Here is a 14,160-nt window from a genome sequence, read left to right as displayed (position 1 = left end):
ATAAAATAACACAAGAGAGAAAACCCTGTCAAAAGAACAAAGGGACAGAGAAAGGGACAGCGGCCGCAGCCCCTGTCCCCCCGCATAGAAAATACCGTGCATTGCCGGTCCGATTCCCATCAGATATTGGTCAGATTCCGGATGACCTTCAGCACCGAATTTACCTTTCGTGACGAGATCCGGATCTCGGTCTTGTCAATCAGACTCACGATATCCCCGGTGATCCGCTCGACATAATCTCCGTTGATCATCGTATTCCGGCTCACCTCCACAAAAATCTCCGTGTGAAGAAGTTCTCTCACGTATTTCAATGGACGCTTGATCCGGACATTGCGGTCAAAACAACGGATTGTCGTGTAATTTCCTTCCGTCTGAATCAGAAGAATATCATTCTCCGAGATGACATGCGTCACGCCTTCGGTATCCCGCACCGTAATCTTGACAAAATCACCGCGCTGACGCATCAGCTCCATCATGTAATTATACGTTTCCTGTCCGGCCGCGATCGGGAAAGACTCATCCCCGTGCAGCATATGATGTCCGTCCGAAACGTGAGCATGAAGCAGAAGAAAGGTATCGCCCCCGCGGATCCATACCAGCGTGCACCGCTTGTTTTCCCGAAGAATCTGATGGCTTTTCGGATCCGTGTGCGTCGTGTAATACGCCGCCACAATACAGGCATCTCTGTCATAATGCAGCATCTCATACCGATCGCTGCTGATGAAGATCTTCGGCATGGACCGGCTCATCTTCAGAGCCAGTTTCTTCAGTTCTTCTCTTCCGTTCACGTTTACGCCGTCCGCAGGCCCGATAAAAGACACTTCCGGATGAAGATGATTCAGATACAACTCCGGCTGGCCGCTCCAGAACGTCCGTATTACCTGTCTGGAAAGATCCAGTATCTTCTCTGCTTCTTCGTTCTTCATCTGTATTCACCCGCTTCAGTCAAAAAACATTCATCCCGCTTTTCATATTGTATAACAACTTTTGTTAATATAATCTAATCTTTACTTGTACCGCAAGATTTTGTTGTTATCATCGGTGATGAACCACAGTTTTCCGGGTGACGAATCACGGTCTCCCGTGTATGAAACAAACGCCGGCAAACCGGTCCGATTCCCGGTTCTCCCATAAACCAAGTCCGCAGGCGGAGTCCGGCTCCCGCATCCCCTGATTCCTGAAAGGGAGCCCCGCAGATTTTGCGCGCCGGCACTGCCCTCCTTTATTCCTGAGCGGGAGTCTGACAACGTTCCTCCGGTACGACAATCGTTCCGGCAGCCGCACAGGCCGCTGCCGTTCTCGGACTTGCCAGATAAATGTTGACCTTCGAGGTGCCCATCCGTCCGAGGAAGTTACGGTTATTGGTCGCCACCACGACCTCGCCGTCAGTCATGATTCCGCCCGCACGGCCGCAGCAGAGTCCGCAGCCCGCCGCCGTAACCATTGCTCCCGCCTCCACAAGGGCGCGGATATAACCTTTTTCCACCGCCTGCTCATAGATTTTCCGGCTGGCCGGCGTCACGATCAGCTTCACAAACGGCGCAATATGCTTTCCCTTCAGGACTTCCGCCGCCGTCCGAAGGTCTTCCAACCGTCCGTTGGTGCAGGAACCGATGAAGACCTGATCCACCGGAATTCCCGCAAGATCGGAAATATTCCGTATGTTGTCCACCTGAGACGGACATGCCGCAACCGGCACGAACTCTTCGGCACGGTAATTCAGGACCTGCACGTATTCCGCATCTTCATCCGCGCGGAGGGCCTTCTCTTTTTCGGAATACGGTATCTCACAATATTCGCAGGTCTTTTCGTCCGGGGCAAACAGACCGCACTTTGCGCCGGCCTCAACCGCCATGTTGCTCATGGTCATCCGGCTTGCCACCGACATATGATCAACGGTATCACCGCCGAATTCGAGTGACCGGTATGTCGCGCCGTCCGAGCGGATATCGCCCAGAATCCGCAGGATCACATCCTTGGAGGTGACATTGCCCGGAAGGGTTCCGGTGATGTTGACGCGGATTGTCTCCGGAACGCGGATCCAGAGTTTTCCGGTTCCGAGAACCGACGCCATCTCTGTATATCCGATTCCGGTGGAAAATGCCCCAACGCTGCCGTAGGTCGTGGTGTGGCTGTCGGTGCCGAAGACCACATTGCCCGGCTTCACATACCCCGCCTCGGTCATCAGCTGATGGCATACGCCGTCGGCGCGGTGAACATGTGTCAGACCGTATTTTTCCGCAAACGCATCCCCGATATGGAAATGTCTCGTGTCATCCTGCTGACTCGCCGGCACCAGATGATCGTAGATCAGGACCATTTTCTCCGGATCCCAGATCTTCCGGAATCCCATCTCCTCAAATTTCTCTTTGACGAAGGGAATGAATATGTCATGAACCATCAAGCGGTCCACGTTCACGGTCACGATATCGCCCGCTTTCACCGTTTCCCTGCCGGTGTTCGCCCGAAGAATTTTCTCAATTAACGTCTCGCCCATCTCACACCTCGATTCCGTTCAGCTTCTGCATCGCCCGGACCAGTCCGCCGGCTTCCAGAATATCCAGAAGATTCTGCGGCAGTTCCGTGATCGGATATTCCTTCCCTTCGCGGACGATTTTCTCGCCGACCGACACCGTGAGCGTATCGCCTTCCTTCACGTCGCTCTGAATCCCGTCATTTTCGATCAGAAGAAGGCCGTTGTTGATGGAATTCCGGAAGAAGATCCGCGCATAGGATTTTGCAATGATCGCGCGGATGCCGAGTGCCTTGATGACCTCCGGCGCCTGCTCGCGCGAAGAGCCGCAACCGAAATTCTTGCCTGCCACAATGATGTCCCCCGGGGCGATCTGACCGGCCAGTTCCGGGCGGAGCGGTGAGAATGCATACGGTTTCATATCGTCAATGGTCTTTAAAGCCAGATATTCCGTCGGCATGATGATATCGGTATCGATGTCGTCACCGAGGACCCACACTTTTCCTGTAAACTGTTCCATCATTTTCTCCTTTTTTACAGCTGATCTGCCGTGCAGATCTCCCCCTTCACCGCCGATGCCGTGACGGTCGCCGCCGATCCGAGATAGACGAACGAATCCTTGTCTCCCGCTCTTCCCTTAAAGTTGCGGGTTCCGGTGCTGATCAGCACCTCTCCTTTTCCGATGACGCCCTGACAGCTCCCCCAGCAGACGCTGCAGTTCGGATTCATAATGATCGCGCCCGCCTCGGAGAATACCGAAAGCAGTCCTTCTTCGAGTGCCTGAAGATAGACCTCCCGGCTCGCCGGAACCACCAGGAACCGGACGTTCGGGGAAACCTTCCGGCCGCGGAGAATGGATGCGCCAAGCCGAAGATCCTCGATCCGTCCGTTGTTGCAGGAGCCGAGAAATGCCTCGTTGATCGCCACGCCCTTCACTTCCCCCGCCGGTGCGATATTGTCCACAAAATGCGGTTTTGCCACTACCGGAACGATCTCGCCGAGCTCGATCTCATAGACTCCGGCGAAGACCGCGTCCGGATCGCTGGCAAATGCCGCAGCCGGCTTCCGGTCTCCGTGCTCTTTCAGATACTCGAGCGTGATCTCATCCGTCTCCATCAGCGCCGTCTTCGCACCGGCCTCCACGCAGAGATTGCAGATCGAGATGCGGTCGCTCATCGTCAGATTCTTCATGCCGTCGCCGGCAAACTCCATTGCCTTGTAATTTGCTCCGTTCGCACCGATTTTTCCGATGATCGTGAGGATCAGGTCGCGGGCGGTCACTCCGTCGCGAAGTCTACCGTGAAGATTGAACCGGAGCGTCTCCGGAACCATGATCCAGGACTGCCCCGTCACCATACCGTAGAGATAATCCGTGCACCCGACGCCGGTTCCAAAGGCTCCCACCGCACCGTATGCGCAGGTGTGGCTGTCCGCGCCGAAAACCAGCTGTCCCGGGCAGACATATTTTTCAATCATGATCTGATGGCAGATTCCCTCTCCCTCGTGGAAACGGATTCCGTTTTCTTTCGCGAAATCCCGCATCTTTTTCTGGGATGCCGCCGTCTTCGGACTGTCGCACGGAACATTGTGATCCACGATCCATACGAGCTTGTCCTTGTCCGCAATCCGCGGGTGCTTCAGTTTCCGGTACATATCGATGGTCAGATGCGTTGTTCCGTCATTGCTCATCAGATAATCCAGTTCCACCGTGTGGATCTCTCCGGCTTTTGTCTCCGATGTTTTCGCCGCTCTCGCCGCGATCTTCTCCGCTATCGTCATTCCCATAATGGTCACTCCTCGTGTGTTATCTGTTACAGCCTTTTATTCTTCATAACCCGGATTGCAAAATATGTGACACGCCTGCTTCGCAGCCGTTAACACATTCATGCGTCCTTATCCAAAGACGCGATCAGTCCGCCCTGGTTCAGAATATTCTGCAGATGCTCCGGAAGCTTTGTGCAGGCATAGGCCACTCCGCCGGCCGTCACGGTTCCCTTCGCCATATCCAGTTCGATCTCATCGCCGGTCTTTACATGATCACAGAGGTCCTGACAGACAATGGCCGGAAGTCCGATATTGATGCAGTTCCGGTAGAAAATGCGGGCAAATGACCGCGCAAACACCGCCCTGACGCCCAGCGCTTTCAGCACCGCCGGCGCCTGTTCCCTCGAGGAACCACAGCCAAAGTTATCGGTCGCCGCGACAAAATCCCCGGGCTTTACGTTCTTTGCAAATTCCGTATCCAGAGACTCAAATGTGTGCTCCTTCATCTCCTCAACCGTCGGATACAGCAGATACTGCGACGCGATGATCTGGTCCGTATCCACATCCTTTCCGAACAGAAATACTTTTCCCATGCTTGTCCTCCTTCGCCCAGTCTTCGCCGGATTCTCACCGTTTATACCGGGAATGAATTTATATATCTGATATTTATATTCTTCTTGTTTATTTATAACTCAGACTAATACTATTCACATCATACCCAACCGGTTCCGGAATGTAAAGAAAGATTCCCGCTGACGCAAAAATAAAATAAAAGGTATTCCCGCAGCTTATACCACTGCAGGAATACCCTGAATTATCCTTCATTTGCGCGCGCTTCTTCTTTCTTCCGGATTGCCTCTGCCAGATTCTTATGATATCCCGCGGAGACATAGAAAAATCCCATGACGAGCACGCCGGCGGAAAAGAACATCAGACCGGTCATGCACGCCAGAACCGTGAGCAGTCCTCCCTTTCCCCAATACCGTCGTACCAGAAGTCCGATGGCCGTCATGCCGAAGAGAATCAGATACATATACCCGACCATGCCGACAGACTGGATCATTCCCTGTAGCGGACCTTCCGCGAGCGGCTGGGAAAAGGACACCATGTATCCGAAGGACGCGGCAAGCGCGACATATCCGGTCCATTTCGGCGGATAGATATCCCGGATCGGCGTCGGCGCCGGAACCTGTATCCGAAGCCGGCGAAGCACGATCAGACTCAGACGGGATACGATGAATCCCTCCATCACGCCCATCATCGCCACGCCAAGGATCATCATCTGAAGAAGGAAATGCCCCTCCATCATATTCTCCGGCATCACCACGCCGGCCGACCCGAAGGTCTGATCCATCATGGACCGCATTTCCGTCACCTGCTGCCCGAGATCATACCCGGACACTGAACTGAGACACAGGGTTGCGGCCAGTTCCGAGATCGCCGCGATCGCCATCACGATCAGAAGCGCCTTCGTCATGTCCATCCTCCGGTGAATGCAGGCGCCGTACACGAGGCCGATGAAAGCGCCGGCGATCGCATAGAAGAAGGTGGTGAACGGGCTGATCAGAAATGCGGCAATCGCCATGCAGATAAACACCGGAACACTGCTCTTCAAACCGTACTTCGCGCCGTACGCCACCATCGGAATCGGAAGGACATACGTGAAAATTCCGGCCAGAAGGCCTCCTGTCTGCAGATTGATGACCAGAAAGACGCCAAAGATCGCGACGATCATAGCCCCGGTGGTCAGTTTCATGGTATCGGTTGTTCTGTTCATTTTTCTATCCTGTTTTCTGTCCTGTCCGGTCTGTAACAAAGTCCGCAAAGCGTTTTATATCATGGAAATGCCAGACGTTTCCCGTTGCTTTTCCATTGCGTCCGGCATTCCGCTCCCGAAGTCTCATTCCCAGAATTTCTGGAGCATTTCCATGCGTCCGTACGCGTTTTTGCGCGTAATCACATTAAATCCGACATCAATAAACGTTCTTCCGTCCACGATGTTCGAACTCTGGCGGATCGCTCTTCCGTTGAGTGCATTGACGGCCGCCTCCACCGCCATATAACCCATCTCGTACGGATTCTGCGCAACCGTGACATAGTTTTCATAATTGCTGTTTTCGAGCAGGCGCTCGCAGGCCGAACCGATCCCGTCAAATCCGAGGACCACCGTATTCCGGTATGCCGGAGCTTTCAGACATTCCGCCAGCGCGGCTGTCGCCATGTCATCGTTATTGCAGGCGATGATCGCAATCCCTTCCGGATGTCTCCTGATGATATCCCGCATGGCCGCCGCGGCTTTTTGGGGAGAAGATTCCGCGTAAACCGTCTCCTCCGACAGGAAGGTACCGCCTTCCGCCTCAATGCTTTCCCGGTATCCCTGCGCCCGGAGTTCACTGACCCGGTCGCCTTCCACACCGGCAATATTGACGGCACGGATTTCCTTCCATCCGCGCTCTTTCGCCATGTTCACCGCCTCCAGGGCACCGGCCCCGGAAGCCTTATGATTATCCGTGCCGCAGTAAGCCAGCACACGGTCAGAATCAATCGGTGTATCCAGTGCAATCACCGGCCGATCCGTCTTTTTCAGAAGTTCCGCGATCTCCGCAGGATTCAGCGGTGCGATGACATACGCGTCAAACCGGTCTTCCATGAGGTCCGTCCGCACGATGTTCTCCTGCTCTTCCATTGCGGTCTCGGCGGAAGCACCCTTTACCGAAATCGAAATCTCCGGATGCTCCTTTGCGTACGCCAGACAGCCGACCTGAACATACCCCCAGTATTCCGAGGAATTGGTCTTCAGCACCACATCGATCGAGAGCGGACGTGTTTTTTCCCCGCCCGGCGTCTGCATTTCCGCGGACGCGCCGGATTCCGCTCCGGTTCCGTCCCCCGCAGTCACCGCCGCCGGAGCACCGGTCCCGGCATTCTGTTCCGCCCCGGACGGTGCCGAACACCCGGCACCGGTCAGAAGCGCTGCCGCGCTGAAGAGGATAGCCGCCTTACATATCAATCTGGTTCTTTCCATTATGCTTCGCCTCATACAGCTTCTCGTCCGCCTCCTTCATCAGCCGTCTCAGAGCATCTCCGTTCTCCGCTTTTCCGACGCAGCATCCGGCGCTCAAGGTGATGTGAATCCCGCGCCCGTTCCGGTCGGTCAGATCCAGTTCCGTCCGGAATGAAGCGAGCTTTTCCTTCAGTTTTTCTCCGTTGTCCGACTTCTGCACCACAAGGAACTCGTCTCCGCCGTAGCGGTAGCAGTTTTTCGCCCCGAAAAACTCGCTGAGTTTTTCCGCGACCGCCTGCAGCGCCTGGTCTCCCGCCTCGTGTCCAAAGGTGTCATTGACCTCTTTGAAACGGTCGACATCGACAAACAGCACAAAAATATCCTTCTTTGTTCCGACATATTCCGGGAAATGAATCCGGAGCGAATACCGGTTGTTGATTCCGGTCAGTTCATCCTGCATGCTGATCTTCGCAAGCATCGCTCTTCTCGAATTGATGGACAGGAGAATCACGACACCGGCACCGACAAACAGAAACGCCAACGCCTGCTGAATCATCTCGGTTCTCGTGATCCAGCCGCCCTTCCACTCGCCTTCGAGTTTCCAGGTACCGTTCGGAACCTGGAAATAATACACCTCAGGCGACCGGAATTCCTCCTGCTTGGTCTCAATAAACGCCTGGTGCTCCTCCGAGCCTTCCACCGCGCCGCTGAGCTTAAAGTCAATATCCGTGCTCATCTTGTCCAGTGCAATGCCCTCCAGAATCTCCGGAATCCGCATCGCAATCAGGGTCACGCCCCAGAACTCTCTCTTTCCGAAATCGCCGTTCACATAAACCGGCGTCAGCACATACATACGGTATTGATCCGTCCCCTCGATCCGGGACATATGCGAAACGCTCTGGAGTCCGGTGAATTTCGAGCGAATGACGTAACCCTGCAGATCCGCATCGGTAAAGATGTCACGTTTCACCGGATAGGCAGAGTTCAGCGAATGGGTATAAACCACATGATTGGCCTGAGCAAGCGAGATACTCTCAATCCCCTTGATATCATAGTTCTTCAGGAGATGCTCCGTGGTTTTGGAGAAATGTTTTACTTCCCCTCCGTCCTGATCAATGATCGTCCCCCAGATCGTGCCGAAGAACAGATGCTTGTTCAGCTGGTCCGCAATCTGATAATTTGCGTAAATGCGGATCTGCTCGTTTACGATCTTCCGCCGGGACCGGATCAGAAGCAAATCGGTAATCAAAAGAATAAAAAGAATAATAATCAGGGGAAGGATTATCAGGGCAGTTTTCATCTCGAAACGTTTTTTCTTCTTTTCCGAGTCGATCGGTGTCACTCTCATAGTCTTCTCCATTATATTGAACGAATGGTCTCTTATATTGATATTTCGGAATCAGTGCATAACTGCACGATCGTTCACTTCTTTTTTCGTCCCTGTTTTTCGAAACATAAACAAGTATCAAAAAAATACCGGAGGATCCACTTCTATTTTAACTCTTTTTATGATTGAACGACACGGATTTTCTCCGAATCATCCCCCGATTCGGTAAAATGAATCCGGAATCCGGCATTTTTCAGCCACCGGGCATACCGGACCGCGTCCTCCGTGATTGTCTCTCCCGGAATCACAAACGGAATCCCCGGCGGATAAGCATACACATATTCCTGCGCCACCGCGCCTGCCGAGCGGACAAACTCGATTCCGGCGCAGCGGGATTCCGGGATGTCTACGGCCTCCCCGATGGTCAGGACTGCCTTTCCCGGTTCCGGAAATGCCGGCGGGTCCGGCATTCCGGTCTCATCGCAGTCCTTTCCCGCCTCGCTTTTGATCTCGCTTCCCTCCGGCTGCCGCGGTAAAGCGAACGTCTCCTCCGCCCACCGGTCGGTCTCCCGGAGCGCCGCCGCCAGTTTCCGGTAGGATTCTTCGGGATCCGTCATCCCGGTCATCGCAAGAACGTATGATCCCATGGACATTTCGGTCTCGATCCCATACTTTTCCCGAAGCCGGTCTGCCAGTTCCCGGCCCGTCAGCCCGGCGTTTCTTCCGTCAATCACAATTTTCCCCGGATCCAGGCCGAAGCAGGCTGCCCCGGATAGTTCCTCTGCTCCGGGAACCCTCAGAACCCGAAGGACCGCCGTGCTTTCGCGGAACTCCTCCAGGTGTTTGCGCCATTTTTTCAGAAGCTGATCGCCCTTTTCCCGCATCAGCCCGGAGGCCGCGTCGATGGATACCATCAGCGGATACGAGGGACTGGACGTCTCATACACGTCAAGCCAGCGTCCGATCGCCTGCGGGGATACAAGATTCCCCTTAAGATGAAGCACTGCCGTCTGCGTCAGGCTCGGAAGCGTCTTGTGAAAACTCTGCACAGTGACATCCGCGCCGCAGTGAACGCTGCTCTCCGGAAAGCCGTGTCCAAAGCCAAGATGCGCTCCGTGAGCCTCGTCCACCATCAGCGGAATTCCTTTTTCGTGACAGATCGCCGCAATCTGCCGAATATCCGACACAATCCCCTCATAAGTCGGGCTGGTCAGAACAACGGCCCTGGTATCCGGATGCGCTTTCAGAAGACGTCGGATGGTTTCCGGCTCCACCGATCCCTGCATTCCGTAATTCTTCTCCATCGCCGGCACCGCCCAGTGCACCGTCAGTTCCCGGAGCTGCGCCGCGTGAAAAACCGAGCGGTGACAGTTCCTTGCAAGAATCACTTCGCTTCCCTTCGGTGCGATTGCCGAAAGCCCCGCAAGATTTCCGGCCGTACTGCCACCGACCAGATACCAGGTCCGGTCCGCACCGCAAAGCTCCGCCGTCCGGTCCATCGCTTCCTTCAGAATTCCGTCCGCATCATGAAGATCATCCGTCCCCGGCACTTCCGTCACATCGATCCCGTACGGAAGGATGGAAGAATCCGTCTGCCGTTTATGTCCCGGCATATGGAACGGGAAGAGTCCCTGCGCTGTATATTGAGTTAATTGTTTGAACAGAGTCGAATATTCTACCGGATTGATCATTTTTCACGCCCACTTTCCGTTTTTCTGTCTTCAGTATAACACGGTTCCGGACTTCTGCGGGCTGCCCATCGTCCGCGGTTTCCCATACCTCTGTGAGATGCCCATCGTCCGCATCTCCCGGCATTCCGGAAAGAACCGGTTGCCCGAACGCTGCCTGCGGCCCCTGTTTCGCCGCAGAGAAAGAGGCCGCCGCACATTCGCACGGCAGCCCCAAAAATCCTGAACTGGAAAATGTTCTTCTTTATTCTTTTTCTGCTCTCATCTCCGCCTCGGCAACTTTCATCATCAACGCACATTCCATACGCTTGCGGAACAGTTTGCAGCCGTACTCGTATACTCCGTGAATGTCCCCGGTAGAGTGAAGCGCATTCGCGCTGCAGCCGCCGGCACAGTACATTCTCGCCCAGCAGTTCATGCACTCCGGTCGGGAGTAGACGTTACAGGACTTAAACTCATTTACCAGCCTGGTCTCGGTGACGCCGTCATAGACATTGCCCATCTTGTACTCCGGATCGTTGACAAACTGATGACACGGATAGAGATCGCCCCATGCAGTCACCGCCAGATACTCGGTGCCGGATCCGCATCCGGAAACACGCTTATATACACACGGTCCGTGCTCCAGATCGATCATATAGTGATAGAACGTGATCGGCTTTCCGTCTTTCTCTCTGCGAAGCATATCCTTTGCAAGGATCTCATACTGCTCGTAGAGAACCGGCAGATCTTCCTCGGTCAGGGCGCTTGGGCTGGACGGATCGGTCACAACCGGCTCCATGGAGAGTTCGGTAAAGCCGAGATCGTCCGCCATATGGAAAATGTCCTTTGTGAAATCCGTGTTGAAATGAGAGAATGTTCCTCTCATGTAATAATTCTGATCGCCTCTGGCCTTCGCAAACTTCTGGAAGTTCGGCACAATCCTGTCATAGGATCCGTTGCCCATCGCATCCACGCGGAAGCGGTCATTGACCTCTTTTCTTCCGTCCAGAGAAAGCACGACATTATAGCACTCTTTGTTGGCCCACTCGATGACCTCGTCCGTTACGTTGACGCCGTTGGTGGTCAGTGTGAAACGGAAATTCTTGTTGTGCTCCTTCTCGATCGAGCGCGCGTACTCGACAATCTTCTTACAGACATCAAAGTTCACGAGCGGCTCTCCGCCGAAGAAATCGACCTCCAGGTTTCTGCGCATGCCGGAATTCTTTACGAGAAAATCAATGGCTGCTTTTCCGGTTTCAAAACTCATGAGTCCCTGCTGACCGTGGAACTTACCCTGCGATGCAAAGCAGTAGGAACAGTTCAGATTGCAGGTGTGCGCAACCAGAAGGCAGAGCGCCTTGACGACGGTCCCCCTGTCTTTCAGGTAATTCGCTGCCGGGCGGAAGACATCTTTGGTGAAGAGCTTGTCGTTCTTTACCAGCTCCTCGATGTCCTCAAAGGTGTCGCGGATATCCTCCTCGGAGGCATCCGGATACATACGGCGGATTTCGCTTCTCACCTCATCCTCAGACTTTCCCTCGTCCAGAAGATGAATGGCATCGTAGGCCATATCATCCGTCACGTGAATACTTGCGCTATATACATCAAGAACGATGTTGTAACCGTTCATTTTATACTGGTGAATCATACTTTTTCTCCTTAACGCAGAACGACCGGGGCGTGATACCACGCCCCGGCCGGCGGAATGTTTCGAAACAATCGAGCAGGATAAAACCTGCTCGATTGCGCAAGCGAATATTTCGCACTTCGTGCTCCATGTTCTCATCGGCGCCGCATCTTCATGCGAAGCATTCCCCGTCGGGCGCCGCCTTCCGCCGGAGATAATATAATCTGTGTCTTATCGACCGAAATTATATCTTAGTTCTTCTTCTCGCACTGCTGATTTGCGATACCGCAGCTTGTCTTGCAAGCAGACTGGCAGGATGTCTGGCACTCGCCGCAGCCGCCGTTCTCCATGCTCTTGTTCATGTCACGTGTGTCTAATGTCATGATGTGCTTCATAGTCTATCCCCTCTCTGCTGTAACCCAGCGGAAATATATTTTATCTGAATAATGATACATCAAAGGGGAACGAGTGTCAATCGTTCCCCGGAAATACACAATTACACGCAATTACAGAAGATGCGCTCTCAGCTCTTCACCGCTCAGCTCGGAAAGATATGCCGGCGCGATATCCAGAACGGTCTTGCAGCCGGTCTGTCCTTCCTGATGCATACGATACGCCGCTCTCGCGTATGCGATGATGACGCTTGTGGTAAACTCCGGATTGGAATCGAGCTTCAGGCTGTACTCAATGATGTGGGAGTGCTCTTTGTTTGCGCCGGTCCTGCCGCTGCGGAATACAAAACCGCCGTGTGCCATTTCCGCGTGATTCTTCTTCAGCTCTTCCTCGGAGATGAAGTGAACGGTGGTATCATAATCGGCGAAGTAGTTCGGCATCTCCTTGATCTCTTTTTCCACCTTTGCCGCATCTGCGCCCTCTTTCAGAACAACAAAGCACTCTCTGAGATGCTTCTGTCTGGTGGTCAGCTCCGGCTGGGAGCCGCTTCTTACCGCCTCCAGTGCGCTCTCCACCGGAATCGTGTACTGCTTCGCGTCCTGAACGCCTTCAATGCGGCGGATCGCGTCGGAGTGTCCCTGAGAAATGCCCTTGCCCCAGAAGGTGTAATCCTTTCCGTCCGGGAGAATGGCGTTGGAGTATACTCTGGCCAGAGAGAACATACCCGGATCCCATCCGCAGGAGATCACTGCGATCTTTCCTGCCTTCTTCGCTGCCGCGTCAACATTGGCAAAATGCTCCGGGATTCTCGCGTGAGTATCAAAGCTGTCGATGACATTGAACATCTCTGCATACTGCGGAGTCATCACCGGAAGGTCGGTTGCGGATCCGCCGCAGAGAACCATCACGTCGATCCTGTCTTTCCAGTCTGCCGCCTCATTCACGCTCACAACCGGAACGCCTTCGGTGAGAATCTTAACGGTAGACGGATCTCTTCTGGTAAATACCGCAGCGATCTCCATATCGGATGCTTCCTTTGCGGCGATCTCGATTCCTCTGCCCAGGTTTCCGTATCCCATGATACCAATTCGAATGCTCATGCTTTTTCCTTTCTCTGATGTTCCGCTGCATGGTTATGACAGCGATCTGATTCATAACATTTTCATGCAAAGTATTATACCGCGGGATTGTCATCCCACAAAGTTTTTTTTATGTATTTTTTTTCAAAAACCGGCGGCTTGTCATACCGAATTCTCATTTTCAATAATCTTTCATTATAGTTTGATCTCTTTTCCGAGAGATTCTGCATAGATGTTCATTTCGTCCAGATACTTCTGGAGTGTCAGAATATTTGTCTGGACAGATGTCTTCAGCTGCTCCTGTGTCATATTCCGGATCATCCGGCTGGACAGGATTCCAAATGCAATACTCATAATGGAAATAATGATCACCGCACAGATCGTAACGATTGTCGGAATCTAAACTCTCAAACTGTTTTTTCTGCCGGAGCTGAAAAGGCCGTCACCGCTCTTTTTCCTGTTTCTGCGGAGTTTTTTTTCATGGGAATTTCGGAGAAATTTCCAATGAAACAAAATTGAGTAGGAGGGAGTGATTAGCTCCCGTCCTCTCACAGCACCGTACGTACCGTTCGGTATACGGCGCTTTCAATAGTTGACGTGCACAGACTGATAGGCTGTGGCTAAATCATAGAAGCCACTGTTTATCAGTCTTTCTTTTGTCATCGCCATGTTGACTGCGACTGTATGTGTGGTAAACCAATATCCACGCCGACTGTTGCCAGCCATATGCGCCAAGTCCTCGGGCACACCCATCTTAATCAGATTTCGCACCTTTGTCTTGGGCTTCTTCCATTGTTTCCATATACACATACGGATTCTGTGA

Annotated in this window: 13 protein-coding genes and 1 pseudogene; all 14 read right to left on the bottom strand. The window is 53.4% G+C overall.

Features of this window, described 5'->3' with window-relative positions:
• Nucleotides 1-119 precede the first annotated feature (119 nt).
• On the bottom strand, nucleotides 120-926 hold the full coding sequence (locus BR86_RS0108860; protein ID WP_031473151.1) for a LytTR family transcriptional regulator: 807 nt from the start codon (nucleotides 924-926) through the stop codon (nucleotides 120-122).
• A 296-nt stretch (nucleotides 927-1,222) separates the two neighbouring features.
• Nucleotides 1,223-2,497, bottom strand: a complete 1,275-nt coding sequence (locus BR86_RS0108855; protein ID WP_031473149.1) for a 3-isopropylmalate dehydratase large subunit — start codon at nucleotides 2,495-2,497, stop codon at nucleotides 1,223-1,225.
• A 1-nt stretch (nucleotide 2,498) separates the two neighbouring features.
• Nucleotides 2,499-2,993: a LeuD/DmdB family oxidoreductase small subunit gene (locus BR86_RS0108850; RefSeq protein ID WP_031473147.1), complete on the bottom strand. Its 495-nt coding sequence runs from the start codon at nucleotides 2,991-2,993 to the stop codon at nucleotides 2,499-2,501.
• Nucleotides 2,994-3,007: 14 nt separating this feature from the next.
• Entirely contained in the window at nucleotides 3,008-4,258 is a 1,251-nt protein-coding gene (locus tag BR86_RS0108845) for a 3-isopropylmalate dehydratase large subunit (protein ID WP_031473145.1), read from the bottom strand.
• Nucleotides 4,259-4,356: 98 nt separating this feature from the next.
• Nucleotides 4,357-4,830 (bottom strand): LeuD/DmdB family oxidoreductase small subunit, encoded by a 474-nt coding sequence (locus BR86_RS0108840; RefSeq protein ID WP_031473143.1) that lies wholly within the window; start codon nucleotides 4,828-4,830, stop codon nucleotides 4,357-4,359.
• Nucleotides 4,831-5,051: 221 nt separating this feature from the next.
• The gene (locus BR86_RS0108835; RefSeq protein ID WP_031473141.1) at nucleotides 5,052-6,014 is read right to left on the bottom strand and encodes a DUF2232 domain-containing protein; all 963 of its coding nucleotides are present in this window, start codon (nucleotides 6,012-6,014) and stop codon (nucleotides 5,052-5,054) included.
• Between the two features lie 123 nt (nucleotides 6,015-6,137).
• Nucleotides 6,138-7,262 carry a sugar ABC transporter substrate-binding protein gene (locus BR86_RS14685; RefSeq protein WP_051684702.1) on the bottom strand — a complete coding sequence of 375 codons (1,125 nt, stop codon included), beginning with the start codon at nucleotides 7,260-7,262 and terminating at the stop codon, nucleotides 6,138-6,140.
• Nucleotides 7,237-8,589, bottom strand: coding sequence for a sensor domain-containing diguanylate cyclase (locus BR86_RS0108820; protein ID WP_031473135.1), 1,353 nt, complete (start codon nucleotides 8,587-8,589; stop codon nucleotides 7,237-7,239). The genes BR86_RS14685 and BR86_RS0108820 overlap by 26 nt, the downstream gene beginning before the upstream one ends.
• Before the next feature lie 158 nt (nucleotides 8,590-8,747).
• On the bottom strand, nucleotides 8,748-10,259 hold the full coding sequence (locus BR86_RS0108815; RefSeq protein ID WP_075034475.1) for an aminotransferase class I/II-fold pyridoxal phosphate-dependent enzyme: 1,512 nt from the start codon (nucleotides 10,257-10,259) through the stop codon (nucleotides 8,748-8,750).
• Between the two features lie 241 nt (nucleotides 10,260-10,500).
• Nucleotides 10,501-11,886, bottom strand: a complete 1,386-nt coding sequence (gene scfB, locus BR86_RS0108805) for a thioether cross-link-forming SCIFF peptide maturase (RefSeq protein WP_031473130.1) — start codon at nucleotides 11,884-11,886, stop codon at nucleotides 10,501-10,503.
• Nucleotides 11,887-12,116: 230 nt separating this feature from the next.
• Nucleotides 12,117-12,260 carry a six-cysteine ranthipeptide SCIFF gene (gene scfA, locus BR86_RS15680; RefSeq protein WP_074650131.1) on the bottom strand — a complete coding sequence of 48 codons (144 nt, stop codon included), beginning with the start codon at nucleotides 12,258-12,260 and terminating at the stop codon, nucleotides 12,117-12,119.
• Nucleotides 12,261-12,371: 111 nt separating this feature from the next.
• Nucleotides 12,372-13,358: a diaminopimelate dehydrogenase gene (locus BR86_RS0108795; protein WP_031473127.1), complete on the bottom strand. Its 987-nt coding sequence runs from the start codon at nucleotides 13,356-13,358 to the stop codon at nucleotides 12,372-12,374.
• Nucleotides 13,359-13,532: 174 nt separating this feature from the next.
• A complete protein-coding gene (locus tag BR86_RS15980; protein WP_154661374.1) occupies nucleotides 13,533-13,691 on the bottom strand; it encodes a hypothetical protein in 159 nt (52 codons plus the stop codon).
• 231 nt (nucleotides 13,692-13,922) lie between these two features.
• Nucleotides 13,923-14,160 (bottom strand): annotated as a pseudogene (locus BR86_RS0108780) (group II intron reverse transcriptase/maturase); the annotation flags it as partial.

This window comes from [Clostridium] aminophilum DSM 10710 (assembly GCF_000711825.1).
GTDB classification, from domain to species: Bacteria; Bacillota; Clostridia; order Lachnospirales; family Lachnospiraceae; genus Clostridium_R; species Clostridium_R aminophilum.
The sequence above is the reverse complement of the archived record's forward strand: the minus strand, read 5'-3'. Positions and strand labels throughout refer to the sequence as shown.

Coding starts and splice junctions, on each gene's coding strand:
- BR86_RS0108860 (WP_031473151.1), bottom strand. CDS start 926: ATGAAGAACGAAGAAGCAGAGAAGATACTGGATCTTTCCAGACAGGTA.
- BR86_RS0108855 (WP_031473149.1), bottom strand. CDS start 2,497: ATGGGCGAGACGTTAATTGAGAAAATTCTTCGGGCGAACACCGGCAGG.
- BR86_RS0108850 (WP_031473147.1), bottom strand. CDS start 2,993: ATGGAACAGTTTACAGGAAAAGTGTGGGTCCTCGGTGACGACATCGAT.
- BR86_RS0108845 (WP_031473145.1), bottom strand. CDS start 4,258: ATGGGAATGACGATAGCGGAGAAGATCGCGGCGAGAGCGGCGAAAACA.
- BR86_RS0108840 (WP_031473143.1), bottom strand. CDS start 4,830: ATGGGAAAAGTATTTCTGTTCGGAAAGGATGTGGATACGGACCAGATC.
- BR86_RS0108835 (WP_031473141.1), bottom strand. CDS start 6,014: ATGAACAGAACAACCGATACCATGAAACTGACCACCGGGGCTATGATC.
- BR86_RS14685 (WP_051684702.1), bottom strand. CDS start 7,262: ATGGAAAGAACCAGATTGATATGTAAGGCGGCTATCCTCTTCAGCGCG.
- BR86_RS0108820 (WP_031473135.1), bottom strand. CDS start 8,589: ATGAGAGTGACACCGATCGACTCGGAAAAGAAGAAAAAACGTTTCGAG.
- BR86_RS0108815 (WP_075034475.1), bottom strand. CDS start 10,259: ATGATCAATCCGGTAGAATATTCGACTCTGTTCAAACAATTAACTCAA.
- scfB (WP_031473130.1), bottom strand. CDS start 11,886: ATGATTCACCAGTATAAAATGAACGGTTACAACATCGTTCTTGATGTA.
- scfA (WP_074650131.1), bottom strand. CDS start 12,260: ATGAAGCACATCATGACATTAGACACACGTGACATGAACAAGAGCATG.
- BR86_RS0108795 (WP_031473127.1), bottom strand. CDS start 13,358: ATGAGCATTCGAATTGGTATCATGGGATACGGAAACCTGGGCAGAGGA.
- BR86_RS15980 (WP_154661374.1), bottom strand. CDS start 13,691: ATGAGTATTGCATTTGGAATCCTGTCCAGCCGGATGATCCGGAATATG.